Below are 25,517 nucleotides of genomic sequence, written 5' to 3' on the forward strand. Positions count from 1 at the left end.
CACGGCCCACGCCCCGCCCCGGAGGTACCACCCATGACCCAGAGAACGCGCAGGTCCTTGGCGCTCCTCACCTCGGGAGTCCTCGCGCTGCCGCTGCTCGCGGGCTGCGGGGCGGGTGACGAGGAGGGCGGGCCGGCCGCGGCGGGCCCGGACATCGCGGTGACGGCCCGCGACCGCGTCGCCGACGGCGGCGTCCTGCGCTGGGCGGTCGACGCCCTCCCCGAGACGCTGAACACCTTCCAGGCCGACGCGGACGCCACCACCTCCCGCATCGCGGGGGCGGTCCTGCCGCAGCTGTTCGTGCTGGACGCCAAGGGCCGGCCGGTGGCGAACCCCGACTACCTGGAGAAGGCCGAGGTCGTCGAGCGGGAGCCCAAGCAGGTCGTCCTGTACAAGCTGAACCAGAAGGCGGTGTGGAGCGACGGCCGGGAGATCGGCGCCGCCGACTTCGTCGCCCAGTGGCGGGCGCTGAACGGCAAGGACTCGGCGTACTGGACGGCCCGCAACGCCGGGTACGACCGGATCGAGAAGATCGAGCGCGGCAAGAACGACCTGGAGGTCAAGGTCACCTTCGCCAAGCCGTACGCCGACTGGCGCTCCCTGTTCAGCCCGCTCTACCCCAAGCAGGTCATGGGCACCCCGGAGGCCTTCAACGAGGGCGCCCGCGGCACCCTCAAGGTCACCGCCGGCCCCTTCGGACTCGGCGCCATCGACAAGAAGACCGGCACCGCGGCCCTGACGCGCAACCCGCGCTGGTGGGGCCGGGCCGCGAAGCTCGACACCCTCGTCCTGACGGCGGTGCCCCGCGCGGCCCGCCCGGCGGCGCTGGCCGAGGGGAAGCTCGACCTGGCCGAGATCGACCGCGCGGGCGCCGACCGCATCGCCCTCGCCCACCGCGACGCCGGACAGGTCAACGGAGCCCACGGACCGGCCGCCGCGCTGACCCCCGCGCAGGCCACCCTGTCCTGGGCACTGGCCCACGGCGCCGACGAGACGAAGGCCCGGGAGGAGCAGGAGCGCCGCGACAAGAACGCGGACGCCGTGAAGAAGTACGCCGAGGAGCAGTCGGCGCTGCGCTCCTTCGACGTCCGCAAGTCGCTGGAGCCCGCGTACACCCAGCTGGCCATGAACGGGGCCTCCGGCCCGCTCACCGACGAGCGGGTCCGGCGCGCGGTGGCCCGGGCCCTGGACCGCAAGGAGCTGGCGGAGATCGTCCTCAAGCCGCTCGGCCTGCCCGCCCAGCCGGTCGGCAGCCACCTGGCGCTGGCCGGGCAGCAGGCGTACGCGGACAACAGCGACGCCCTCGGCGGTCAGGACACCCAGGCGGCGCAGGCCCTCCTCGCGGACGCGGGCTGGCGCAAGAACGGCAAGCTCACCGACCCGGGCGCCAAGGCGGGCTCCGAGAGCGACGAGAGCACGAAGAAGGACGACTCGAAGACCCCCTCGGGCCCCGGCACCGGCAACGACGGCCTCTACATCGTGGGCCAGGACGACGGCCGCAACGGCGACCTGCGCACCACCGCCCACAAGACCGCCGCGCGTCCGGGCGCCCCGGCCGACCACGGCGCGCAGCCGGCCGCGGCCCTGCCGGAGGGCCTGCCGGAGGGCCTGCCCGAGGGCCCCGCGCGCCGCGTCGACGGGGAGGGCGCCGACGACAAGGAACCGGCCCGCGCCACTCCGGCCCCGGCCCCCGCCAAGCAGACGGGCCGCACCTCCGGCGCCGTCCTCGCCAAGGACGGCAAGCCGCTCACCCTGCGCTTCGTCCTGCCGTCCGGTCCCGGCTCGGAGGCGCTGCGCACGGTCGGCGAGCGGATCTCCCGGATGCTCCAGAAGATCGGGGTCGCCACCGAGCTGAAGAAGGTCGCGGACGAGAGCTTCTTCAAGGACCACGTCGCCTCGGGCCAGTACGACCTCGCGCTCTACTCCTGGCCGGCCACGGCCTTCCCGGCCACCGACGCCCGGCCCATCTTCGCCAAGCCGGAGCCGGCGGCGGACGGCTCGCTCGTGGTCGAACAGAACTACACCCGGGTCGGGACCGACCACATCGACCAGCTCTTCGACCAGGCGGCCGGGGAGCTCGACGAGGCGCAGGCCCGGGAGCTGATGCGCAAGGCGGACGCCCGGATCTGGGCCGCGGCCGGCTCCATCCCGCTCTACCAGCGCCCCGAGCTCGTCGCCGCCAAGCCGGGCCTGGCCAACGCCGGCGCCTTCGGCCTCGGAGCGCCCCGCTACCAGGACATCGGCTGGAAGAAGCCGCCCACGGCGAAGGACGAGAAGAAGAAGTAGCCACGGAGAACATGTGGTGAAAAAGCGGCTCCTGTCAGGTTGACCCGCGGGTCACTACCTCAGAAGTGACTCAAGTCCCTTGCCCGCCGGATCCCCGGCGGGCAAGGTCGTGAACACCCATTGACCCGCATGAACACAGGCTCCGTCCACGGCCGGGTACCCCCACCCCGAACCCGGCCCCGCTCAGTCGTCCGGCCCCTTGACAGACCCCCCGGCAGGCGGTTCCCGCCAACCGACGTAGGATGGGGTAAGGCCGTGGCAGGTTTTCCGCCCGGTCGAGGCGCGCGTGCCGGACCGTACGCGACGCCATCCACGATCCCGGGAGAAGCGCCGAAGTGCCCACGCGCCACGACATCCGTAACGTCGCCATCGTCGCCCACGTCGACCATGGCAAGACGACCATCGTCGATGCCATGCTCAAGCAGGCCGGTGCCTTCGCCGCCCACCAGCACCTCGACGACCGCATGATGGACTCGAACGACCTGGAGCGTGAGAAGGGCATCACGATCCTCGCCAAGAACACGGCGGTGAAGTACCACCCCAAGGACGGCGGGGCGCCCATCACGATCAACATCATCGACACCCCCGGCCACGCCGACTTCGGTGGTGAGGTCGAGCGCGGTCTGTCGATGGTGGACGCCGTCGTCCTGCTGGTGGACGCCTCCGAGGGTCCGCTGCCCCAGACCCGCTTCGTCCTGCGCAAGGCCCTGCAGGCGAACATGCCGGTCATCCTCTGCATCAACAAGACGGACCGCCCGGACTCCCGGATCGACGAGGTCGTCAACGACACGTACGACCTGTTCCTGGACCTGGACGCCACCGAGGAGCAGATCGAGTTCCCGATCGTCTACGCCTGTGGCCGTGACGGCGTCGCCTCGCTGACCAAGCCCGAGGACGGCACCGTCCCCGCGGACAGCGACAGCCTGGAGCCGTTCTTCTCCACCATCCTGGCGCACGTCCCCGCCCCGGTGTACGACGACGAGGCGCCGCTCCAGGCCCACGTCACCAACCTGGACGCCGACAACTTCCTCGGCCGCATCGCCCTGGTGCGCGTCGAGCAGGGTGAGCTCCGCAAGGGTCAGACCGTCGCCTGGATCAAGCGTGACGGCACGATCTCCAACGTCCGCATCACCGAGCTGATGATGACCGAGGCGCTCACCCGCAAGCCGGCCGAGGTGGCCGGCCCGGGTGACATCTGCGCGGTCGCCGGTTTCCCCGACATCATGATCGGCGAGACCCTGGCCGACCCGGAGAACCCGATCGCGCTCCCGCTGATCTCGGTCGACGAGCCGGCGATCTCCATGACCATCGGTACGAACACCTCCCCGATGGTCGGCCGCGGCGGCAGCGGCAAGGGCGCGGACGCCAAGTCCGCGGTCAAGGACCGCAAGGTCACCGCCCGCCAGGTCAAGGACCGTCTGGACCGCGAGCTGATCGGTAACGTCTCGCTGCGCGTCCTCGACACCGAGCGCCCCGACGCCTGGGAGGTCCAGGGCCGCGGTGAGCTCGCGCTCGCCATCCTGGTCGAGCAGATGCGCCGCGAGGGCTTCGAGCTGACCATCGGCAAGCCGCAGGTCGTCACCCAGATCGTCGACGGCAAGGTGCACGAGCCGGTCGAGCGCATGACGGTCGACGTCCCCGAGGAGCACATGGGCGCGGTCACGCAGCTCATGGGCGTCCGCAAGGGCCGCATGGACAACATGTCGAACCACGGCTCCGGCTGGGTCCGCATGGAGTTCGTCGTCCCGTCGCGCGGCCTGATCGGCTTCCGTACGGAGTTCCTGACGAACACCCGCGGTACGGGCATCGCCCACTCGATCCACGAGGGCCACGAGCCGTGGTTCGGCCCGCTGGTGACCCGTAACAACGGTTCGCTGGTCGCCGACCGCGCCGGTTCGGTCACGCCGTTCGCGATGATCAACCTCCAGGAGCGCGGCGTCCTGTTCACCGAGCCCGGCACCGAGGTGTACGAGGGCATGATCGTCGGCGAGAACTCGCGCTCCGACGACATGGACGTGAACATCACCAAGGAGAAGAAGCTCACCAACATGCGTGCGGCTTCCGCGGACAACACCGAGAACGTGGTGCCGCCCCGCAGGCTCTCCCTGGAGCAGTCCCTGGAGTTCTGCCGCGACGACGAGTGCGTCGAGGTGACCCCGGAGGCCGTCCGCATCCGCAAGGTCGTCCTGGACCAGAAGGAGCGCTCGCGCACCGCGTCGCGCGCCAAGTCCGGCAAGTAACGGACGAGTCGGGTACGCGAGCCGTACTCCGACCGGACACTGGCCGAGAGCCGTAGGTCCGAGAGCAGCCCCTCCCACACCGGTCCGGTGTGGGAGGGGCTGTTCGCTTTTGTCAAGCGGATTGTTGTGCTCGAGTGTCCGCATTCCGACCGTGACACTCCGGAAGGTGAGCTAACCGTCCGTTTCGCACGTGTCTGTCTCCTATCCGTTTGTCCGGATTTCGGGTTTTCGCCATGCGGTGATGTTGTGAAAACGAGACCACTTAAGTGTGGTTTACGGTCTGTGAGTCCCTGAGGATGGCTCCATTGAGCTCGGGTCAATGGGTCACACGCTGTGGGGAGCGTCGACTCACGAGCACACACGATGGGACCGGATTTCGCTGTCAGGGGTGTCAGCGGGAGCCGGGTCCTTCACGAATCGACAGTGACTCCTGAGGAGGCAAATACCCATGCGCGGAGCAACGAGCGCCAAGTGGGTCGCGGGTGCCGTCATCGTGGCGATGGCTGCCACGGCTTGCAGCACCAGCAAGGACGACGCCGGCGGCAAGGGCGGCAACATCACGGTGGTGCTCGGCGAGCCGCAGCACGGCCTGATCGGTCAGAACACCGCCGAGTCGGAGGGCGCGGAGGTTCTCCACGCGCTCTTCACCGGTCTGGTGGACTACGACAACAAGACCAATGAGCCGAAGCTCGCCGCCGCCGAGTCCATCGAGACCACGGACTCGAAGACCTGGACCATCAAGGTCAAGGACGGCCTCACCTTCCACAACGGTGAGAAGGTCGACGCCCAGTCCTTCGTCCGCGCCTGGAACTGGGGTGCCAACCAGGAGAACGCCGCCGAGGGCATGCCGTTCTTCTCGAAGATCGACGGCGCCGACGAGCTGGCCCCGGGCAAGGACAAGAAGCCCACCGCCAAGGAGCTCAAGGGCCTCAAGGTCGTGGACGAGCGCACCTTCACCGTCACGCTGAAGGAGCCGTTCTCCCAGTTCAAGACCATGCTGGGCTACAACGCCTTCTACCCGCTGCCGAAGGCCTTCGAGACCGACGGCGCCAAGAAGTTCGGCGAGAGCCCGATCGGCAACGGCCCCTTCCAGATGGACGGCGCCTGGGACCACAACAAGCAGATCAAGGTCAAGCGGTACGACAAGTACCCGACCGAGGGCCGCGCCAAGCTCGCCGGCGTCACCTTCAAGATCTACGACAACCTGGACACGGCGTACAACGACCTGCGTTCGGACAACATCCAGATCGTCGACAAGCTCCCCGTCTCGGCGATGGCCTCCGTCTCCCAGGAGTTCGGCGACCGCTACATCTACAAGCCCGAGTCGGGCGTCGGCTACCTCGGCCTGCCGCTGGAGCAGAACCCGGAGACCTTCGGCAAGCTGGAGATCCGTCAGGCCATCTCCATGGCCATCGACCGGGAAGCCATCACGAAGACCATCTTCAACGGCACCCGCAAGCCGGCCGACGACTTCATCAGCCCGATCATCCCGGGCTACCGCAAGGGCGCGCTGGGCGAGTTCGGGACGTACAACCCGACCAAGGCCAAGGAGCTCTTCGACAAGGCCGGCGGTGTTCCCGGCAACAAGATCGAGCTCGGCTACAACGCCGACGGTGGCCACAAGGAGTGGATCGAGGCCGTCGCCAACCAGCTGAAGGCGAACCTCGGCATCGAGGTCACCGCCAAGCCGTTCGCCAAGTTCGGCGAGCTGCTCGACGACCTGGGCGCCTCGAAGTACAAGGGTGCGTTCCGCATGGCGTGGTCCATGGACTACCCGGCGGCGGAGAACTACCTCCGTCCGATCTTCTCGAAGGTCGCGATCGAGAACGGCTCCAACTACGGCCACTACAAGAACGAAGAGTTCGAGAAGGCCATGGCGGACGCCGACAGGGCGACCGACCCCGCCGAGGGTCTGAAGCTGTACCAGAAGGCCGATGACATCGTCATCCACGACCTTCCGTACATCCCGGTGTTCACGTACATGTCTTCTTCGGCCTACTCCAAGTCCGTGAAGAACGTCGAGGTCGACGCCCAGGGCCGCATGGACCTGGCGAACGTCGAGCTCAACTAACACCCCCTCTTCACTAGGGGACCCCGGGGGCGGGCAGACGGAATCAGGTTTCCGTCTGCCTGCCCCCTTCCCCCTGTTCTTCTGCTGGAGGTCTGATGGGCCGCTACCTCATCCGCCGACTCATACAGGCGATCCCTGTCCTGATCGGTGCAACGTTCCTCATTTACTGGCTGTCCTTCAAGCTCCCCGGTGACCCCATTCAGGCACTGGCCGGAGAGAAGAAGGCAGACCCGCTCGTCGCGGCGATGCTTCGGGAGAAGTACCACCTCGACGACTCCTTCCTGTCCCAGTACTGGAACTACATTTCCAACCTGGTGCAGGGCAACTTCGGCGAGACCCTGACCGGACGCTCCGTCTGGGACAAGATCACCGAAGCGTTCCCCTACACGATGAACCTGGCGATCGTGGCCTTCCTGATCGAGGCCGGCGTCGGCGTCCTGGCGGGCATCATGGCCGCCCTGCGCCGCGGCAAGTTCCTCGACCAGCTCGTGCTCCTCTCCACGCTCCTGGTCATCTCGATCCCGGTCTTCGTGAGCGGCTTCATCCTCCAGCTGACGCTCGGCGTGCAGCTGAAGAACAGCTGGGGCATCGACTTCTTCCCCGTCTCCTTCAACGAGAACGACGGGATCCGCGCCTATCTGCTCCCGGCGCTGGTGCTCGCCTCGACCTCGCTGGCGTACGTGGCGCGGCTGACCCGCACCAGCCTCATGGAGACGATGCGCGCCGACTACGTCCGCACCGCCACGGCCAAGGGCCTGCCCCGCCGCCGTGTCGTGACCCGTCACGCGCTGCGCAACGCGCTCATCCCGATCGTCACCTTCCTCGGCGCCGACCTCGGCTCGCTGATGGGTGGCGCGGTCATCACGGAGAAGATCTTCAACATCCACGGCGTCGGCGGTCTGCTGGCCGAGTCGGTCTACCGCAAGGAAGGCACCGTGATCGTGGGCGTCGTCTCGCTCCTGATCATCGTCTACCTCGTCGCCAACCTGATCGTGGACATGCTGTACGCCGTGCTCGACCCGAGGATCCGCTATGCGTGAGACAACTACGGTGGGGGATGAGTTGACCGAGACCACGACCGCCGGCGCGCCCTCGACGAGCGCACCGGCCGCCCCCTCCGGCAAGAAGCCCAAGAAGGAGCGCGAGGCCAGCCTCTGGTCGGACGCCGTCGCGGACCTTCGCCGCAACCCGATCTTCCTGATCGGCTCCGCGCTGGTGCTGCTGCTGATCGTGCTGTCCGCCGTTCCGCAGTGGTTCACCCCGGACAGCCCGTTCACCGCCGGGGCCTGCCAGCTCCAGGACTCCCTGAAGAAGCCGAGCGCCGACCACTGGTTCGGCTTCGACGTCCAGGGCTGCGACGTCTACACGCGTACGGTGTGGGCGGCCCGCAACTCGATCATCGTCGGCATCGTCACCACCACCCTGGTGGTCGTCGTCGGCGGCGCGCTCGGTCTGCTGGCCGGCTGGGTCGGCGGCATCGTCGACAGCCTCCTGTCCCGCTTCACCGAGATCTTCTTCGCCATCCCGCTGCTCCTCGGTGGCATGCTGATCATGTCGGGCCTGGGCAAGGGCAACGCCTGGACCGTGTCCGTCGTGCTCGCCACCCTGGGCTGGCCGCAGATCTTCCGCATCATGCGGTCCTCGGTACTGCAGAACAAGAACAACGACTACGTGGTCGCGGCGCGCGCCCTCGGTGCCGGCACGATGCGCATCACCATGCGCCACATCCTGCCGAACGCCATCGCCCCCGTGATCGTCGTCGGCGCGATCAGCCTCGGCGTGTACATCGGTGCGGAGGCGGCCCTGTCGTACCTCGGCATCGGCGTCCAGCCCCCCGGCATCTCCTGGGGCCTGATGGTCAGCGACGCCTCCGTGCGCTGGCTCCAGGCACCGCACGTGCTCCTCTTCCCGGCCGCCGCGCTGAGCATCACCGTGCTCGCGTTCATCATGGTCGGCGACGCGGTGCGCGACGCCCTCGACCCGAAGCTGCGCTGAGGAAGGGCGTACGTTGACCATCATCGACAAGACCTCGAACGTCCCCGCGCCCCGTTCGGCGCCGGAGGGGACCCCCCTGCTCGAAGTGCGCGACCTGCACGTCGAGTTCCACACCCGCGACGGAGTCGCCAAGGCCGTCAACGGAGTCTCGTACTCCGTGAACGCCGGCGAGACCCTCGCCGTCCTCGGCGAGTCCGGCTCGGGCAAGTCCGTGACGGCGCAGGCCATCATGGGCATCCTCGACATGCCGCCCGGCAGGATCCCGCACGGCGAGATCCTGTTCCAGGGCCAGGACCTGCTGAAGCTCCCGGCCGAGGACTTCCGCAAGATCCGCGGCCAGAAGATCGCCATGATCTTCCAGGACGCGCTGTCCTCGCTGAACCCGGTGCACACCGTCGGCGCCCAGCTCGGCGAGATGTTCCGCGTGCACCGCGGGATGTCCAAGAAGGACGCCACGGCCAAGGCCGTCGAGCTCATGGACCGGGTGAAGATCCCCGCCGCCAAGGCGCGCGTGGGTGACTACCCGCACCAGTTCTCCGGCGGTATGCGCCAGCGCATCATGATCGCCATGGCGATGGCCCTGGAGCCGGACCTGATCATCGCCGACGAGCCCACCACGGCTCTCGACGTGACGGTCCAGGCCCAGGTCATGGACCTGCTCGCGGAGCTCCAGCGCGAGATGAACATGGGCCTGATCCTGATCACCCACGACCTCGGCGTCGTCGCCGACGTCGCGGACAAGATCGCCGTCATGTACGGCGGCCGGATCGTCGAGAACGCCCCGGTCCACGAGATCTACAAGCGCCCGGCGCACCCGTACACGCGGGGCCTGCTGGACTCGATCCCGCGCCTGGACCAGAAGGGCCAGGAGCTCTACGCGATCAAGGGCCTCCCGCCCAACCTGCTGAACATCCCCACGGGCTGCGCCTTCAACCCGCGCTGCCCCAAGGCGCAGGACATCTGCCGTACGGACGTGCCGGTCCTGCACCAGGTGACCGAGCGCGACGGCGGCGAGCTGCCCGGCCGCAGCAGCGCGTGCCACTTCTGGAAGGAGCAGATCCATGGCTGAGGTCACCAAGCCCAAGGGCGAGCCGATCCTCCAGGTCCGCAACCTCGTCAAGCACTTCCCGCTGACCCAGGGCATCCTGTTCAAGAAGCAGGTCGGCGCGGTCAAGGCCGTCGACGGGATCTCCTTCGACCTGTACCAGGGCGAGACCCTCGGCATCGTCGGCGAGTCCGGCTGTGGCAAGTCCACCGTCGCCAAGCTGCTGATGAACCTGGAGCGGGCCACCGCCGGCGAGGTCTTCTACAAGGGCCAGGACATCACCAAGCTGTCCGGCCGCGCCCTGAAGGCCGTCCGCCGCAACATCCAGATGGTCTTCCAGGACCCGTACACCTCGCTGAACCCGCGCATGACGGTCGGCGACATCATCGGGGAGCCCTTCGAGATCCACCCCGAGGTGGCTCCCAAGGGCGACCGGCGCCGCAAGGTCCAGGAACTCCTGGACGTCGTGGGCCTCAACCCCGAGTACATCAACCGCTACCCGCACCAGTTCTCCGGCGGCCAGCGCCAGCGCATCGGCATCGCCCGCGGCCTCGCGCTCAACCCGGAGATCATCATCTGCGACGAGCCGGTCTCCGCGCTCGACGTGTCGGTGCAGGCGCAGGTCATCAACCTGATGGGGAAGCTCCAGGACGAGTTCAACCTGTCCTACCTCTTCATCGCGCACGACCTCTCGATCGTCCGGCACATCTCGGACCGCGTCGGCGTCATGTACCTGGGCAAGATGGCCGAGATCGGCTCCGACGCCGAGATCTACGAGCACCCGACCCACCCGTACACGCAGGCGCTGCTCTCCGCCGTGCCGGTGCCGGACCCCGAGGTCCGCGACGCCCGCGAGCGCATCATCCTCACCGGTGACGTCCCCTCGCCCGCCAACCCGCCCTCGGGCTGCCGCTTCCGCACCCGCTGCTGGAAGGCCGAGGAGAAGTGCGCCACGGAGGAGCCCCTGCTGGCGATCCCGACGCGCTTCCAGGGCGTGAACACCCCGGCCGCCCACGAGTCGGCGTGCCACTTCGCGGAGGAGAAGGCGGTCCTGGCCGTCTGACCCCCTCCGTACGCATCCCGGGGCGCCCGGGCCGGGGCCCCCCCCCCCCGGGCCCCCCCCGCCGGGGCCCCCCCCCCCGCCCCCCGCCCCCCCCGCGCGCGGCCCCCCCCGCCCCCCCGCGCGGGGGCGGGCCCCCGCGGGCGGGCGCCCGCGCGGGCCGGGCGGGGCGCCCCGCCCCCCCCCCCCCCCGGGGCCGCGGGGGCGCCCCCCCCCCCCCGGGCCCCCCCCGGCGCGTTCCCCCCCCCTGCCTGCCGCGAACGCGGCTTGCGGGCGCCCCCGGGCGCGGCCGAGAGTGGGCCGATGACCGACACGCTGACCGTCCGGCCCGCCGGCCCCGGGGACGCCTTGGACATCTGCGCACTGCTCAACGCCGTCGACGTCATCGAGATCGGCAGACCCGAAACCGACCTCGGCACCGTGGAGGCCGATCTCAACCACCCCGGCGTGGACCTGGCCACCGACTCCTGGCTCGCCCTCCAGGGCGGCCGGCCCGTCGCATACGCCCTCGTCTGGAACGACTCCGGGCCCGGCCGGATCGACGGCGACCACTACGTCCTGCCCGGCCGGCCCGGGGCGGCCGTGCGGCTGCTGGAGCTGATGGAGGCCCGCGCCCGGGCGATGGCCGCCGGGGCCGCCCGGCCGCGGCTGCGGATCCAGCTGGGCGTCGCCCCCACCCTCGACCCCGCCCTCCTCACCGGCCGCGGCTACCGCACCGTGCGCCGCCACCAGGTGATGACCCGTCGGCTCACCCCCGCCGACGCCGCGGCGCCCGCCACGCCCCCGGGCCTCGTCCTGCGCCATTGCGGGGCCGACGAGGCCGACCGCCGCCGGGCCCACGCCCTGGTCGAGGAGACCTTCGCCGCTCACTTCGGCCACGCCCCGCGCGCGTACGGGCCCTGGCTGGACCACCTCGACGCCCGCGCCCTCGACTGGTCCCTGGTGTGGATCGCGAGCCTGCCCGGCGAGGGCGACGCGGCCGTGCTCCTGACCCGCGACGACCGCACCAGCATGGGCTGGCTCAGCCACCTCGGCGTACGGGAGGGCCTGCGCGGCCGCGGCATCGGCGGCTTCCTGCTGCGCCACGGCTTCGCCGCCTACGCGGCCCGCGGCCGGGACACGGTGGGCCTGGGGGTGGACACCGCCAACGAAACCGGCGCGCTCGCGCTCTACGAGGCGCACGGCATGCGGCCGCACTACGCCGTGGACACCTGGGAGCTGGCTTTGCACTCGCAGGGGTGACAGCCGGGGGGCGCGGGGGTGCAATCGGTCGAACCGGGGGTGTGCCGGGACTCCCATGGGGTGACATTGGCCCCGAAGCGAGTCCCGGTACCCCTAGGAGGCACTCCATGCGCGGAGCCACCCACGCCAAGTGGGCCGCATGTGCGGTGGCCGTCGCCCTCGCGGCGACGGCCTGCGGCGGCGGAAGCGACAGCGGCGGTGGCGGTGGCGGTGGCGGTGCCGATGGGATCATCAGCTCCTCCTGGGGCGACCCCCAGAACCCGCTGGAGCCCTCCAACACCAACGAGGTGCAGGGCGGCAAGGTCCTCGACATGCTCTTCCGGGGCCTCAAGCGCTACGACCCGAAGACCGGCGAGGCCAGGAACATGCTCGCCGAGAAGATCGACACCACGGACAGCCAGAACTTCACCATCACATTGAAGGACGGCTGGAAGTTCAGCAACGGCGAGCCGGTCACCGCGCAGTCCTTCGTGGACGCCTGGAACTACGGCGCGGACGTGCGCAACAAGCAGAACAACTCGCCGTTCTTCTCCGACATCGTCGGCTACGCGGACCTGCACCCGGCCTCCGGTGAGCCCAAGGCCAAGACCATGTCCGGGCTGGTCGTCAAGGACGCCCGGACCTTCACCGTCGCCCTGAAGTCGAAGTTCTCCACCTGGCCCGAGACCCTCGGCTACCAGGCCTTCTCGCCGCTGCCCAAGGCCTTCTTCACCGACCACGCCGCCTGGCTGAACAAGCCCGTCGGCAACGGCCCGTACACGGTGGACTCGTACACCAAGGGCACCGGGATGAAGCTGCGCGCCTGGGACGGCTACACGGGCGAGGACAAGGCGCAGAACGGCGGCGTCGACCTCAAGGTCTACACCGACAACAACACCGCGTACACGGACCTGATCTCCGGCAACCTCGACCTGGTCGACGACATCCCGGCGCAGCAGCTGAAGAACGTCAAGAACGACCTCGGCGACCGGTACATCAACCAGCCCGCCCTCATCATCCAGACCCTCACCTTCCCGCTGTACGACCCGCAGTGGGCCAAGGAGGGCATGGAGAAGGTCCGCCGGGGCATCTCGATGGCCATCAACCGCGACGAGATCACCCAGCAGATCTTCCGCGAGACCCGCACCCCCGCCAAGGACTGGACCTCCCCGGCCCTCGGCGCCAAGGGCGGCTTCAGTGCCACCGCCTGCGGGGACGCCTGCAAGTTCGACCCCGTGGCCGCCAAGAAGCTCATCCAGGAGGCCGGCGGCCTGCCCGGCGGCAAGGTCACGCTGACCTCCAACGTGGACACCGGCTCGCACCGCGACTGGATGGACGCCGTCTGCAACAGCGTCAACAACGCGCTCGGCGAGGGACCGGTCTGCACCGTCAACCCCGTCGGCACGTTCGCGGACTTCCGCAACCAGCAGAGCGCCTTCAAGCTCACCGGCCCCTTCCGCTCGGGCTGGCAGGCCGACTACCCGCTGATCCAGAACTTCCTCCAGCCGCTGTACTACACCGGCGCCTCCTCGAACTACGGCAAGTTCAGCAGCCCGGAGTTCGACAAGCTCGTCGACGAGGCCAACCAGGAGAGCGACGCCGCCAAGGCGGTCGGGAAGTTCCAGGACGCGGAGAAGATCCTCGCCGAGCAGATGCCGTCCATCCCCCTCTGGTACCAGAACGGCAGCGCCGGGCACTCCGAGCGGATCTCCGAAGTCGCCCTGAACCAGTTCAGCGTCCCCGTCTACAACCAGATCAAGGTCAGCTGACCCCCCACCGGATCGATCCTGGAGCAGTCCATGGGACGTTATGTGATCCGGCGGCTGCTCCAGATGATCCCGGTGTTCATCGGCAGCACCTTCCTGATCTTCTTCATGGTGTACGCGCTCGGCGACCCCGTCGCGGCCCTCTTCGGGGACAAGGCCCCCGACCCCGCCACCGCGGCCCGGATCCGCAAGGACCTGTACCTCGACCAGCCGCTGTGGAAGCAGTACCTGCACTACATGGGGCAGATCTTCCAGGGGGACTTCGGCACGGCCTTCAACGGGCAGAGCGTCACCGATCTGATGGCCTCGGCCTTCCCCGTCACCCTGCGCCTGACCATCGTCGCGATCCTCATCGAGATCGTCGTCGGCATCACCCTCGGCGTGGTCAGCGGGCTGCGCCGGGGCAAGTCCGTCGACACCTCCGTGCTCGTCCTCACCCTCGTCGTGATCTCCGTGCCCACCTTCGTCACCGGCTACCTGCTCCAGTACCTCTTCGGCGTCAAATGGGGCTGGGTGCGGCCCACCGTCTCCCCGGAGGCCCCCTTCAGCGAGCTGATCCTGCCCGGTATCGTCCTCGCCCTCGTCTCCCTCGCGTACGTCACCCGGCTCTCGCGGACCTCCATCGCCGAGAACGTGAAGGCCGACTACGTCCGCACCGCCACCGCCAAGGGCCTGCCGCGCCACCGGGTCGTCACCCGCCACCTGCTGCGCAATTCCCTGATCCCCGTCGTCACCTTCATCGGCACCGACATCGGCGCCCTGATGGGCGGGGCCATCGTCACCGAGCGGATCTTCAACATCCACGGCGTCGGCTACCAGCTCTACCAGGGCATCCTGCGCAACAACGCCCCCACGGTGGTCGGCTTCGTGACCATCCTCGTGATCGTCTTCCTGCTGGCGAACCTGCTCGTCGACCTGCTCTACGCGGTCCTGGACCCGAGGATCCGGTATGCCTGACCCTGAGCGTCCCGAAGGCCCCGGCGGGTACGACCCCGTGGGCCCCCGCCCGCGCGAGGCGGTCTCGCCCACCGGCCAGGGAGGGGCCATAGACCTCGCCCTGGAGGAGGCCGAGAGCCTGGAGAAGGTACCCGGGCCCGGCAGCGGCCCCCGCGAGAAGGCGCGCAGCCTCTGGTCCGACGCCTGGCACCAGCTGCGCCGCAACCCCGTCTTCCTCATCTCCTCGCTGCTGATCCTCTTCCTCGTCGTCATCGCGATCTGGCCCCAGCTCATCGCGAGCGGCGACCCCCTGCACTGCGAACTGTCCAAGTCCCAGCAGGGCCCCGAGCCCGGCCACCCCTTCGGCTACGACACCCAGGGCTGCGACGTCTACACCCGTACGGTCTACGGGGCCCGCGCCTCCATCACCGTCGGCGTCTGCGCCACGCTCGGCGCCACGCTGCTCGGCTCGCTGCTCGGCGGGCTCGCCGGGTTCTTCGGCGGGTGGGGCGACGCCCTGCTCTCCCGGGTCGCCGACATCTTCTTCGGCATCCCCGTCATCCTCGGCGGCCTGGTCTTCCTCTCCGTGGTCACCAGCACCACCGTGTGGCCCGTCGTCGGCTTCATCGTGCTGCTCGGCTGGCCGCAGCTCGCGCGCATCGCCCGCGGCTCGGTGATCACCGCCAAGCAGAACGACTACGTCCAGGCCGCCCGCGCCCTCGGCGCCGGCAACGCCCGCATGATGCTGCGGCACGTGGCGCCCAACGCCGTCGCCCCCGTCATCGTCGTCGCCACCATCGCCCTGGGCACCTACATCGCGCTGGAGGCGACCCTGTCGTTCCTCGGCGTGGGCCTGCGCCCGCCCACCGTCTCCTGGGGCATCGACATCTCCAACGCCGCCTCCCAGATCCGCAACGCCCCGCACATGCTGCTCTATCCCGCCGGTGCGCTGAGCATCACCGTGCTCGCCTTCATCATGCTCGGCGACGCGGTGCGCGACGCCCTCGACCCCAAGCTGCGCTGAGGAGTGAGTCGGGAGATGCTGCTCGAAGTCCGCGACCTGCACGTGGAGTTCAAGACCCGCGACGGCGTCGCCAAGGCCGTCAACGGAGTGAACTACTCGGTCGCCGAGGGCGAGACCCTCGCCGTGCTGGGCGAGTCCGGCTCCGGCAAGTCCGTCACCGCCCAGGCCGTGATGGGCATCCTGGAGGTGCCGCCGGGCCGGATCGCGGGCGGCGAGATCCTCTTCAAGGGCAAGGACCTCCTGAAGATGAAGGAGGACGAGCGCCGCAAGATCCGCGGCGCCGAGATGGCGATGATCTTCCAGGACGCCCTCTCCTCCCTCAACCCCGTGCTCAGCGTGGGCGCCCAGCTGGGCGAGATGTACGAGGTCCACCGCGGGATGTCCCGCAAGGACGCCCGGGCCAAGGCCGTCGAGCTGATGGACCGGGTCAGGATCCCGGCGGCGAAGGAGCGGGTGGGGGACTACCCGCACCAGTTCTCCGGGGGCATGCGCCAGCGCATCATGATCGCCATGGCGCTCGCCCTGGAACCCTCCCTGATCATCGCCGACGAGCCCACCACCGCCCTCGACGTCACCGTCCAGGCCCAGGTCATGGACCTGCTCGCCGAGCTCCAGCGCGAACTCAACATGGGCCTGATCCTGATCACCCACGACCTCGGCGTCGTCGCCGACGTCGCCGACAAGATCGCCGTCATGTACGCCGGACGCATCGTCGAGTCGGCGCCCGTGCACGCCATCTACGGGGCCCCCGCCCACCCCTACACCCGCGGCCTGCTCGACTCCATCCCGCGCCTGGACCAGAAGGGCCAAGAGCTGTACGCCATCAAGGGCCTGCCGCCCAACCTGCTGCACATCCCGCCCGGCTGCGCCTTCAACCCGCGCTGCCCGATGGCCCGGGCCGCCTGCCGCGCCGAGGTCCCGCCGCTGGCGGAGGTCGCCCCGGACCGGGCCAGCGCCTGCTTCTTCTGGAAGGAGTGCCTCGGTGGCTGAGCCCATCCTGGAGGTCCGCGACCTGGTCAAGCACTACCCGCTCACCCAGGGCATTCTCTTCCGCAAGCAGATCGGCGCGGTCAAGGCCGTCGACGGGGTCTCCTTCGACCTCGCGCAGGGCGAGACCCTCGGCATCGTCGGCGAGTCCGGCTGCGGCAAGTCCACCGTCGCCAAGATGCTGGTGAACCTGGAACGCCCGACCGCCGGCTCGATCTCGTACAAGGGCCAGGACATCACCAAGCTGTCCGGCCGGGCCCTGAAGGCCGTCCGGCGCAACATCCAGATGGTCTTCCAGGACCCGTACACCTCGCTGAACCCGCGCATGACGGTCGGCGACATCATCGGGGAGCCGTACGAGATCCACCCCGAGGTGGCCCCCAAGGGCGACCGGCGCCGCAAGGTCCAGGACCTGCTCGACGTGGTCGGCCTCAACCCCGAGTACATCAACCGCTACCCGCACCAGTTCTCCGGCGGCCAGCGCCAGCGCATCGGCATCGCCCGCGGCCTCGCCCTGCGCCCCGAGGTCATCGTCGCGGACGAGCCCGTCTCCGCCCTCGACGTCTCCGTCCAGGCCCAGGTGGTCAACCTGCTGGCCCGCCTCCAGGACGAGTTCGACCTCTCCTACGTGTTCATCGCGCACGACCTCTCGATCGTCCGGCACATCTCCGACCGGGTCGGCGTCATGTACCTCGGCCGGCTCGCCGAGATCGGCACCGACACCCAGATCTACGACCACCCCACCCACCCGTACACCCAGGCGCTGCTCTCCGCCGTGCCCGTCCCGGACCCCGGGGCGCGCGCCCACCGCGAGCGGATCATCCTGTCCGGGGACGTCCCCTCCCCGGCGAACCCGCCCTCGGGCTGCCGCTTCCGCACCCGGTGCTGGAAGGCGGAGGCGCGCTGCGCCACCGAGGTGCCGCTGCTGGCGGTGCCGGCCGTCTTCACCTCGGGCCCGGCCGCCCATCCGTCGGCCTGTCACTTCGCGGCCGAGAAGCAGGTGGTGCCGCCCGCGCCCCCGCCCCCGGGTGCGCCCGCGCCGCCGGCGGGTGCGCCGCCCCGGGACGCGGGGGCCTAGGGCCGGGGGAGCGTGCCGGAGCCCGGCCGGCCGACCGGCTATTTTGCGCCACCGTGCCCGGGAGCCCCCGATCGGGTTCCGGCCACCTCAACGCGCTTCGGGCTAGGGTGACTTGACCGATTCTGCCCCGAGTTCGGAACCGGCCGGACTGGCCGGGAAACGTCCGTAGGGGCCCCTCCGGCGCTCCCGGGAGCCGCGGCGCCCCGCCGAACGGCCCCGTATGCCCCCGTACGTGCGCGGCATGCGCCCCTCGTGCTGCCGGAATTCGATCGATGCGCTGGTACGGATAGTTATGATCCGTAGCGCACGGTGGGTATGACTTCGCCGAGCACGAGTACGCGTACCGATGTCCGCTCGACGTGGAGGTGAAACGCCGTGGCACTCTCGATCTCGGCCGTGGTGCTGCTGGCGATCGTCGTCTTCCTTCTGGTCCGGAAGTCGGGACTGAAGGCGGGGCACGCCTTTGTCTGCGTGCTGCTCGGGTTCTACCTGGCGAGCTCGACGATCGCTCCGACGCTCAGCCAGCTCACGTCCAACGTGGCGAGCATGATCAGTGGCCTCAAGCTGTAGCCGCTGATCGTAGGCTGGGCCCATGAACGGTCTTCCCGCCCGTCGTCTGCTCCTCGTGCACGCGCACCCGGACGACGAGTCGATCAACAACGGCGTCACCATGGCCAAGTACGCGGCCGAGGGTGCCCACGTCGCGCTGGTGACCTGCACGCTCGGCGAGGAGGGCGAGGTCATCCCGGCGGAGCTGGCGCACCTGGCGCCGGACCGCGACGACGCGCTCGGCCCCTTCCGGGCCGGCGAACTCGCCGCCGCCATGAAGGAGCTCGGGGTCGCCGACCACCGCTTCCTCGGCGGCGCCGGGCGCTACCGGGACTCCGGGATGATGGGCGCCCCGCAGAACACCCGGCCCGGCGCCTTCTGGTCCGCCGACCTGGACGAGGCCGCCGGGTACCTCGCCGAGGTGATCCGGGAGCTGCGCCCGCAGGTGCTCGTCACCTACGACCCCGACGGCGGCTACGGCCACCCCGACCACATCCAGGCCCACCGCGTCGCCACCCGCGGCGCGGAGCTGGCCGCCGAGGCCGCGTACCGCCCCGGGCTCGGCGCCCCGCACGCGGTCGCGAAGCTGTACTGGAACCGGGTCCCGCGCTCGGTGGCGGAGGAGGGCTTCGCGCACCTGCGTGCCACCGGGGCCGCCTTCCCCGGCACCGCGAGCCTGGACGACGTCCCCGGCGTGGTCGACGACGAGCGGATCACCGCCGAGATCGGCGACGACGAGGGCGGCCGCCTGGTCGGGGCCAAGGAGGCCGCGATGCGCGCGCACGCCACCCAGATCGCCGTCGACGGACCCTTCTTCGCCCTCTCCAACGACCTGGCCCAGCCGCTGTTCGTCCGGGAGTACTACGAACTCGCCGCGGGCCGGCCGGGAGCGCCGGCCGGCACCCGCGAGCGCGACCTCTTCGCGGGGGTGGAGGCGTGAACGCGTCCTGGACCCCCGGCCGGATCGCCGCGCTGCTCGGCCTGTTCGTCCTGGGCGTGCTCACCGGCGCGGCCGGCTGGCTCGTGGTGGACCTCTGGTTCCCGGCCGGGCTGCTGCTCGGACTGCTGGCCCTGGCCGGCCTCTTCCTCGGCGCCCGCATCGCGCTCGGCACGGGGCTCGGGGTGGGGGCGGCGGCGGCCGGCTGGTTCCTGTCCTACGTCCTGCTCAGCCTCCCGCGCCCCGAAGGGGACTTCCTGCTCGGTTCCTCCGGAATCGGTATGTACGCATACCTTTTGGGGGGATGTGTGGTCGCTGTGATCTGTGCCACGATGCGCGGCGCCCTAGAGGGGCCGGTTCCGGCCTCCCGGCCCCGCGGCTGAGGCCCGGCCGAACTCCGCCGTTCCCCGATCGGGGACGGGTTGCGGGGGTTTGACGCACCCTCGGGAGCGGGGGCTCGGCGAGCGAAGAGGAACCCTTGATTCCCGGTGGACAGTTGCGCGCGGGCGGCGGCCAGTATGGTGGACGGGCCGCCGAGCTGCCCGCGCACGGTATGACGGGCGGCGGAGCCAACCGGGAGAACCTGCCTTGAGTCGTGAAACTGACAGTTCGTCCCCCGGGCCCCACGGGCACGGTGGAGCCGCCTACCCCTCGGGTACACCGCCGTACGGAACCGGCCGCCCGCCGTCCACGACTGTGCCGACCGGGCCCGGCGCGACGACCGCCCCGGAGGAGAACCCTGTGACGTCGAACCCGTCCACGCCCGACAACGACGGGCCGAAGACCGAGACCACCCTGACGACCCGGATCCGGATCAACATCCCGGGTTCGCGGCCGATCCCGCCCGTGGTCGTGCGCAAGCCCGTCAAGGGCGGCGCCCCCGCCCCGGAGCGGGACGGCGCCGCGCAGGCACCCGCCCCCGCCCCGGCGCGCCAGGCCCCGCCCGCCGCGCCGGCCCCGGCCCTCCCGCCGGCCCCGGCCGGAGCGGGCCGGCCGCCCGCGCCGGGCGCACCGGCCGGCCAGGGCGGCGCGCCGGAGCCGGCCAGCAACTGGTTCGCCCCGCGCAAGTCCTCGGCCCCGGCCCCCGAGCCCGCCCCGGCACCGGCTCCCGCGCCGGCCCCGGCCCCCGCACCGCCCGGCGCGGGCTACGGCTCCCCGGCGGGCCCCGGCGCGGGCTTCGCACCGCCCGCCCCCGTGCCCGGGAACCCGCAGCCCCCGGCCCCGGCCCCGCACGGCAGCGGCGGCGGGTTCGCGCCCGCCCCCGTGCCCGGTGGCCCCGGCGTCGGCGCGCCCGCGTACCCGGCGTACGACGGCGGCCCCGTCACGGAGGCCTTCCCGGCCTTCGCGGAACCCGACGGGCCGACCGGCGGACCCGCGATGGGGACCGTCCCCGTACGGGCCGACGAGCCCCCGCGCTGGCCCGGACCCGAGGCCCCGGACACCCCGGGCCCCGTGCCCGGCCCGGTCTCGCCGCCCCCCGGCCCGCAGCCGCCGCGGCAGACCGTCCCCGTGCCCGCCCCGGCCCCGGCGGGCAAGAAGGCCGCCAAGGCCGCCCGGCCCGCGGCCGCCAAGCCCGCCAAGCCCGCCAAGCCCGCCAAGCCCGCCAAGCCCGCCACGTCCGCCCAGCCCGCCAAGAAGAAGGGCCGCTCCAAGCTGGTCCTGCTCGGCGGCGCCCTCGTCTTCCTCGGCGGCGTGACCTACGGCGCCGGCCTGCTGCTGAACCACTCCGACGTCCCCAAGGGCACCACCGTCCTCGGACAGGACATCGGCGGCAGCCGCGACGAGGCCGTCGCCAAGGTCCAGGCCGCCTTCGGCGCCCGCGCCGCGGCCCCGCTCCAGCTCAGCGTCGGCGGCAAGCAGGTCGAGCTGAAGCCCGAGAAGGCCGGCCTGACCCTCGACAGCCAGACCACGGTCCGCAACGCGGCGGGCAGCGACTACAACCCCGTCACCGTCATCGGCTCGCTCTTCGGCGTCGAGCGCACGGCCACCGCCGTCATGCCCGTCGACGAGGAGAAGCTGCGCGTCGCCCTCCAGGAACTGGCCGGCACCGCCGGCTCCGCCACCGAGGGCACCATCAAGTTCGACTCCGGCAAGCCCGTCGCCGTCCCCGGCAAGGCGGGCACCAGCCTCGACGTCGACGGTTCCGTCGCCAAGGTCACCGAGGCCTTCCGCGAGCTGGTCGCCACCGGCAAGGCGGCGCCCGTCGAACTGCCCACCGCCACCAGGGAACCCACCATCACCCAGGCGGAACTGGACCGGGCGATGAAGGAGTTCGCCGAACCGGCGATGTCCGGCCCCGCGATCGTCAAGGCGGGCACCAAGTCCCTGCCCTTCGGCGCCAAGTCCCTGCCCAAGATCCTCAGCATGACCCCGGTCAACGGCCACCTCGTCGAGAAGTACGACCTGGAGGCCCTGAAGGCGACCTACGGCAACACCTTCGACGGGATCATGATCACGCGGGGCACCGGCGCGAAGACCGCCGTCACCCCGCAGGACGTCGTCGGCGCCCTCGGCAAGGCGCTCCTCGGCAAGACCCCCGCCGAGCGGACCGCGACGATCGACACCAACGCCAGCTGACGCGCCGCGCTCGCGCCGCCCGCACCCCCGCCGCGGCCCCTCCCCGGAATCCGGGAGGGGCCGCGGCGTGTTCGCGTCATGTCCACGGCATGACATCCGTCATGCCGCAGTCACGACCGAGGACACTGCCGGGCCCACCCCCGTACGGGCGAACCTTGGGACATGACGACGACGACGGCGCACCCCGCCGCCCCGGCCACCACCGACGACCCGGTGGTGAGCTTCCAGAACGTGACCAAGAGCTACGGCAAGGTGCGTGCGGTCGACGGCCTCACCCTCGAACTCCACCCGGGCGAGACCGTCGCACTCCTCGGCCCCAACGGCGCGGGCAAATCCTCCACCCTCGACCTCCTGCTGGGCCTGCGCCCCGCCGACTCCGGCGAGGTCCGCCTCTTCGGCACCAGCCCCCGCGAGGCCCTCGCGGCCGGCCGGGTCGGCGCGATGCTCCAGAGCGGCGGCCTGATGGAGGAGGTGACCGTACGCGAGCTGGTCGCGCTCGGCTGCGCCCTGCACCCCCGTCCGCTCCCCGTGGACGAGGTCCTCACCCGCGCCGGGGTCGCCGACATCGCCGGGCGGAAGGTCAACAAGCTCTCCGGCGGCCAGGAGCAGCGGGTCCGCTTCGCCCTCGCCACCGCGGGCCACAACGACCTGATCGTCCTCGACGAGCCCACCACCGGCATGGACGTCACCTCCCGCCAGGCCTTCTGGGCCACGATGCGCGAGCAGGCCGCCCAGGGCCGCACGGTCCTGTTCGCCACCCACTACCTGGAAGAGGCGGACGCCATCGCCGACCGGGTGCTCGTCCTCAACAAGGGCCGGCTCCTCGCCGACGGCACCGCCGCCGAGATCAAGGCGAAGGCCGGAGCCCGCAAGGTCTCCTTCGACCTCGACGACCTCGACGCGGACACCGACGAGCAGACCCTGCGCGCCCTGCCGGGCCTGACCGCCTTCGAACGGCACGGCGCCACCGTCAAGCTCCAGTCGAGCGACGCCGACGCGACCGTCCACGCCGTGTACGCGCTCGGCCTGTACCCCCGGAACCTGGAGGTCGCGGGCCTCGGCCTGGAGCAGGCCTTCATCGCCCTCACCGAGGCCGAGGAGGCCACCCGATGAACGCCGGAACGTACCAGCTGGTCAAGCTGGAGATCACCCGCGCGCTGCGCAACAAGAAGTACCTGTTCTTCACCGTGCTCTACCCGGCGGCCCTCTTCCTGATGCTGGGCGGCACCCTGCCCGGCAAGACGAAGGTCATGGGCACCGAACTGACGATGCCCGCCTTCTACATGGTCGCCATGGCCTCCTTCGGCGCCCTGACCGCCGTCCTGATGGGCAACAGCGAACGCATCGCCAAGGAGCGGGAGCAGGGCTGGGTCCGCCAGCTGCGCCTGACCGCCCTGCCCGGCCGCGGCTACGTCCTCGCGAAGACCGCCAGCGCGGGCGTGCTGTCGCTTCCGGCCATCCTGGTCGTCTTCGCCGTAGCCGCCGGGGCCAAGGGCGTGCGCTTCGAGGTCTGGCAGTGGCTCGCCCTCACCGGCTCGATCTGGGCCGGCAGTCTCGTCTTCGCCGCGCTGGGCGTGGCCATCGGCTACCTGGCCAGCGGGGACACCGTCCGCCCGATCACGATGCTGTTCTACTTCGGCCTCTCGATCCTCGGCGGCCTGTGGATGCCCACCGCGAACTTCCCGCAGTGGCTCCAGAACATCTGCGAGTGGCTGCCGACCCACGCCTACGCGGGCCTCGGCCAGGCCATCGAGCTGGGCGGTGCGCCGCACGCCGGGGACGTGGCGATCCTCGCCGGGTACTTCGTACTCTTCACCGGTGCGGCCGCCTGGCTGTACCGCAAGGACTCACTGAAGGCGTGACGGCAGTGTCGGTGCACGAGGACGAGTACATGGGCCGGGCGACGGGCGGCGTCCGCATCGGGGTGCGCCCCGAGACCCGGCGCCACCAGATCGTGAAGCTCACCTGGACGGGCCTGTGGCTCTTCTACCTCAGCGCCCCGGTCGCCGACCTGGTCAGCGGCGGCCACAGCACCGGGGCCCGGCTCCTGGGCGCCCTCGGCCTCGCGGCCTTCGTGGCCTGGTACCTGATCCTCGTCCTGCGGACGGGACGCCAGGTGGCCGTCCCGAAGGTGCTGCTCTCGCTGGCCGTCCTCGCCGCGCAGGCCACCGTCCTGTCCCTGACCCTGGGCCGGGAGTGGCTCGTCCTCTTCGTCTACGTGTCCATCTCCTCCGGGGCCGCGCTGCCGGGGGAGTACTCCCGCTGGACGGTCCCCGGGGCCACCGCCCTGCTCACCGCGACGGCCCTGGCCGTGCCCGGCGGCGACCAGTACCTGGCCGGGCTGCTGATCCCGGCCCTGATGGGCGGCTTCGCGATGGTCGGGGTCCGCGCGATGATCCGCACCACCATGGAGCTGCGCGAGGCCCGGGCCACGGTGGCGCAGCTCGCCGCGAACGAGGAACGCCTGAGGATGGCCCGGGACCTGCACGACCTGCTGGGCCACTCGCTGTCGCTGATCACGCTGAAGAGCGAGCTCGCGGGCCGGATGCTGCCGGAGCACCCCGACCGGGCCGCCCTCCAGGTGGCCGACATCGAGAAGGTCTGCCGGCAGGCGCTGGTCGACGTACGGGAGGCCGTGAGCGGCTACCGGCGGCCGACCCTGCCCGGCGAACTGGCGGGCGCCCGGACGGCGCTGACCGCGGCCGGGGTCGTGGCCGACCTGCCGGCCGGGACCCCGGCGGAACTGCCGGAGGAGACGGAGTCCGCCCTCGCCTGGTCGCTGCGCGAGGCCGTGACGAACGTGGTCCGGCACAGCGGCGCCAAGCGCTGCACCGTCACCCTGACGTCCAGCCAGACGCTGGCCGGCCCGGTGATGGAGCTGGCCGTGACCGACGACGGCGCGGGCGGCGGGGCCGTCCCCGGCAACGGTCTGACCGGTCTCACCGAACGGCTGGAAGCGGTCGGCGGCAGCCTGTCGGCGGGCCCGGCGGGCAAGACGGGCTTCCGCGTACTGGCCCGAGTCCCCCTAGGATCGCCCTCATGACCGAAGCCACCCCGATCCGCATCCTGCTGGCCGAGGACCAGTCGATGGTCCGCGAGGCCCTCGCCGCGCTGCTGGGGCTGGAGCCCGACATCGAGGTGCTGGCGCAGGTCGCGCGGGGCGACGAGGTCCTGGCCGCGGCCCGGAGCCACGACGTGAACGTGGCCCTCCTGGACATCGAGATGCCGGGCATGACGGGCATCGAAGCCGCGGCGGAGCTCCGCAGGGCCGAACCCTCCCTCAAGATCGTCATCCTGACCACCTTCGGCCGGCCCGGCTACCTCCGCGGCGCGATGGAGGCGGGTGCCTCCGCGTTCCTGGTCAAGGACGCGCCGGCCGCGCAGCTCGCGGCGGCGGTGCGCAAGGTCCTGGCGGGGGAGCGCGTCATCGACCCCACGCTCGCGGCGGCGGCCCTGGCGGAGGGCGCGAACCCGCTGACGGACCGGGAGCGGGAGGTGCTGCGGGCGGCGGAGTTCGGCGCGACCAACGCCGAACTGGCGGCCCGCCTGCACCTCTCGCAGGGCACGGTCCGCAACTACCTCTCGACGGCGATCCAGAAACTCGCCTCGCGCAACCGCGCGGAGGCGATCCGCGTGGCCCGCGAAAAAGGCTGGCTCTGACCCCCACCCCCGCCCCATACCCGGGGCGGGGGTAGCCCCCCGCCCCGGGCCGGGGCCGCAGCCCCGATCCGCACCCCGGGCCCTG

General features: G+C 71.0%; 21 protein-coding genes. All 21 read left to right on the forward strand.

What is annotated here, in order from left to right:
* Positions 1 to 33 precede the first annotated feature (33 nt).
* On the forward strand, positions 34 to 2,286 hold the full coding sequence (locus ACFYYT_RS05270) for an ABC transporter family substrate-binding protein (RefSeq protein WP_351828590.1): 2,253 nt from the start codon (positions 34 to 36) through the stop codon (positions 2,284 to 2,286).
* Positions 2,287 to 2,621: 335 nt separating this feature from the next.
* Positions 2,622 to 4,526: a translational GTPase TypA gene (gene typA / locus ACFYYT_RS05275; RefSeq protein WP_351828593.1), complete on the forward strand. Its 1,905-nt coding sequence runs from the start codon at positions 2,622 to 2,624 to the stop codon at positions 4,524 to 4,526.
* A 448-nt stretch (positions 4,527 to 4,974) separates the two neighbouring features.
* Positions 4,975 to 6,597, forward strand: a complete 1,623-nt coding sequence (locus ACFYYT_RS05280; protein ID WP_351828594.1) for an ABC transporter substrate-binding protein — start codon at positions 4,975 to 4,977, stop codon at positions 6,595 to 6,597.
* A 95-nt stretch (positions 6,598 to 6,692) separates the two neighbouring features.
* Positions 6,693 to 7,637: an ABC transporter permease gene (locus ACFYYT_RS05285; RefSeq protein ID WP_351828597.1), complete on the forward strand. Its 945-nt coding sequence runs from the start codon at positions 6,693 to 6,695 to the stop codon at positions 7,635 to 7,637.
* Positions 7,630 to 8,592 (forward strand): ABC transporter permease, encoded by a 963-nt coding sequence (locus tag ACFYYT_RS05290; protein ID WP_388606978.1) that lies wholly within the window; start codon positions 7,630 to 7,632, stop codon positions 8,590 to 8,592. Before ACFYYT_RS05285 ends, ACFYYT_RS05290 begins: the two co-directional genes overlap by 8 nt.
* Positions 8,593 to 8,605: 13 nt before the next feature.
* Positions 8,606 to 9,661, forward strand: coding sequence for an ABC transporter ATP-binding protein (locus ACFYYT_RS05295; protein WP_351828601.1), 1,056 nt, complete (start codon positions 8,606 to 8,608; stop codon positions 9,659 to 9,661).
* Positions 9,654 to 10,700: a dipeptide ABC transporter ATP-binding protein gene (locus tag ACFYYT_RS05300; protein WP_351828603.1), complete on the forward strand. Its 1,047-nt coding sequence runs from the start codon at positions 9,654 to 9,656 to the stop codon at positions 10,698 to 10,700. Before ACFYYT_RS05295 ends, ACFYYT_RS05300 begins: the two co-directional genes overlap by 8 nt.
* 300 nt (positions 10,701 to 11,000) lie before the next feature.
* Complete coding sequence (locus tag ACFYYT_RS05305) at positions 11,001 to 11,939, forward strand: GNAT family N-acetyltransferase (protein ID WP_351828605.1); 939 nt, start codon at positions 11,001 to 11,003, stop codon at positions 11,937 to 11,939.
* Between the two features lie 107 nt (positions 11,940 to 12,046).
* Positions 12,047 to 13,687 (forward strand): ABC transporter substrate-binding protein, encoded by a 1,641-nt coding sequence (locus ACFYYT_RS05310; protein ID WP_351828607.1) that lies wholly within the window; start codon positions 12,047 to 12,049, stop codon positions 13,685 to 13,687.
* 30 nt (positions 13,688 to 13,717) lie between these two features.
* Positions 13,718 to 14,641, forward strand: coding sequence for an ABC transporter permease (locus ACFYYT_RS05315; protein WP_351828610.1), 924 nt, complete (start codon positions 13,718 to 13,720; stop codon positions 14,639 to 14,641).
* Positions 14,634 to 15,644, forward strand: coding sequence for an ABC transporter permease (locus tag ACFYYT_RS05320; RefSeq protein ID WP_351828612.1), 1,011 nt, complete (start codon positions 14,634 to 14,636; stop codon positions 15,642 to 15,644). The genes ACFYYT_RS05315 and ACFYYT_RS05320 overlap by 8 nt, the downstream gene beginning before the upstream one ends.
* A gap of 15 nt (positions 15,645 to 15,659) precedes the next feature.
* A complete protein-coding gene (locus ACFYYT_RS05325) occupies positions 15,660 to 16,634 on the forward strand; it encodes an ABC transporter ATP-binding protein (RefSeq protein ID WP_351828615.1) in 975 nt (324 codons plus the stop codon).
* A complete protein-coding gene (locus ACFYYT_RS05330) occupies positions 16,627 to 17,709 on the forward strand; it encodes a dipeptide ABC transporter ATP-binding protein (protein WP_351828618.1) in 1,083 nt (360 codons plus the stop codon). The genes ACFYYT_RS05325 and ACFYYT_RS05330 overlap by 8 nt, the downstream gene beginning before the upstream one ends.
* Before the next feature lie 375 nt (positions 17,710 to 18,084).
* Positions 18,085 to 18,279, forward strand: a complete 195-nt coding sequence (locus ACFYYT_RS05335; protein ID WP_136213899.1) for a hypothetical protein — start codon at positions 18,085 to 18,087, stop codon at positions 18,277 to 18,279.
* A gap of 22 nt (positions 18,280 to 18,301) precedes the next feature.
* Positions 18,302 to 19,198: an N-acetyl-1-D-myo-inositol-2-amino-2-deoxy-alpha-D-glucopyranoside deacetylase gene (mshB, locus tag ACFYYT_RS05340; protein WP_351828621.1), complete on the forward strand. Its 897-nt coding sequence runs from the start codon at positions 18,302 to 18,304 to the stop codon at positions 19,196 to 19,198.
* Complete coding sequence (locus ACFYYT_RS05345; protein ID WP_351828624.1) at positions 19,195 to 19,578, forward strand: DUF6113 family protein; 384 nt, start codon at positions 19,195 to 19,197, stop codon at positions 19,576 to 19,578. Before mshB ends, ACFYYT_RS05345 begins: the two co-directional genes overlap by 4 nt.
* Before the next feature lie 358 nt (positions 19,579 to 19,936).
* Positions 19,937 to 21,772, forward strand: coding sequence for a hypothetical protein (locus ACFYYT_RS05350; RefSeq protein ID WP_388606982.1), 1,836 nt, complete (start codon positions 19,937 to 19,939; stop codon positions 21,770 to 21,772).
* 162 nt (positions 21,773 to 21,934) lie between these two features.
* A complete protein-coding gene (locus ACFYYT_RS05355) occupies positions 21,935 to 22,885 on the forward strand; it encodes an ABC transporter ATP-binding protein (RefSeq protein ID WP_351826111.1) in 951 nt (316 codons plus the stop codon).
* Entirely contained in the window at positions 22,882 to 23,634 is a 753-nt protein-coding gene (locus ACFYYT_RS05360) for an ABC transporter permease (protein ID WP_351826112.1), read from the forward strand. Before ACFYYT_RS05355 ends, ACFYYT_RS05360 begins: the two co-directional genes overlap by 4 nt.
* 29 nt (positions 23,635 to 23,663) lie before the next feature.
* Entirely contained in the window at positions 23,664 to 24,815 is a 1,152-nt protein-coding gene (locus ACFYYT_RS05365; protein WP_351826149.1) for a sensor histidine kinase, read from the forward strand.
* A complete protein-coding gene (locus tag ACFYYT_RS05370; protein ID WP_351826113.1) occupies positions 24,812 to 25,432 on the forward strand; it encodes a response regulator transcription factor in 621 nt (206 codons plus the stop codon). The genes ACFYYT_RS05365 and ACFYYT_RS05370 overlap by 4 nt, the downstream gene beginning before the upstream one ends.
* Positions 25,433 to 25,517: the final 85 nt, after the last annotated feature.

It is taken from the genome of Streptomyces sp. NPDC002032 (assembly GCF_042890765.1).
GTDB lineage: Bacteria > Actinomycetota > Actinomycetes > Streptomycetales > Streptomycetaceae > Streptomyces.

Excerpts from the sequence above, each read along its gene's own strand:
- ACFYYT_RS05370 (WP_351826113.1), top strand. The coding sequence starts at position 24,812 with ATGACCGAAGCCACCCCGATCCGCATCCTGCTGGCCGAGGACCAGTCG.
- ACFYYT_RS05355 (WP_351826111.1), top strand. The coding sequence starts at position 21,935 with ATGACGACGACGACGGCGCACCCCGCCGCCCCGGCCACCACCGACGAC.
- ACFYYT_RS05270 (WP_351828590.1), top strand. The coding sequence starts at position 34 with ATGACCCAGAGAACGCGCAGGTCCTTGGCGCTCCTCACCTCGGGAGTC.
- ACFYYT_RS05285 (WP_351828597.1), top strand. The coding sequence starts at position 6,693 with ATGGGCCGCTACCTCATCCGCCGACTCATACAGGCGATCCCTGTCCTG.
- ACFYYT_RS05315 (WP_351828610.1), top strand. The coding sequence starts at position 13,718 with ATGGGACGTTATGTGATCCGGCGGCTGCTCCAGATGATCCCGGTGTTC.
- ACFYYT_RS05360 (WP_351826112.1), top strand. The coding sequence starts at position 22,882 with ATGAACGCCGGAACGTACCAGCTGGTCAAGCTGGAGATCACCCGCGCG.
- ACFYYT_RS05290 (WP_388606978.1), top strand. The coding sequence starts at position 7,630 with ATGCGTGAGACAACTACGGTGGGGGATGAGTTGACCGAGACCACGACC.
- mshB (WP_351828621.1), top strand. The coding sequence starts at position 18,302 with ATGAACGGTCTTCCCGCCCGTCGTCTGCTCCTCGTGCACGCGCACCCG.
- ACFYYT_RS05300 (WP_351828603.1), top strand. The coding sequence starts at position 9,654 with ATGGCTGAGGTCACCAAGCCCAAGGGCGAGCCGATCCTCCAGGTCCGC.
- ACFYYT_RS05325 (WP_351828615.1), top strand. The coding sequence starts at position 15,660 with ATGCTGCTCGAAGTCCGCGACCTGCACGTGGAGTTCAAGACCCGCGAC.
- ACFYYT_RS05280 (WP_351828594.1), top strand. The coding sequence starts at position 4,975 with ATGCGCGGAGCAACGAGCGCCAAGTGGGTCGCGGGTGCCGTCATCGTG.
- ACFYYT_RS05305 (WP_351828605.1), top strand. The coding sequence starts at position 11,001 with ATGACCGACACGCTGACCGTCCGGCCCGCCGGCCCCGGGGACGCCTTG.
- ACFYYT_RS05310 (WP_351828607.1), top strand. The coding sequence starts at position 12,047 with ATGCGCGGAGCCACCCACGCCAAGTGGGCCGCATGTGCGGTGGCCGTC.
- ACFYYT_RS05365 (WP_351826149.1), top strand. The coding sequence starts at position 23,664 with ATGGGCCGGGCGACGGGCGGCGTCCGCATCGGGGTGCGCCCCGAGACC.
- ACFYYT_RS05320 (WP_351828612.1), top strand. The coding sequence starts at position 14,634 with ATGCCTGACCCTGAGCGTCCCGAAGGCCCCGGCGGGTACGACCCCGTG.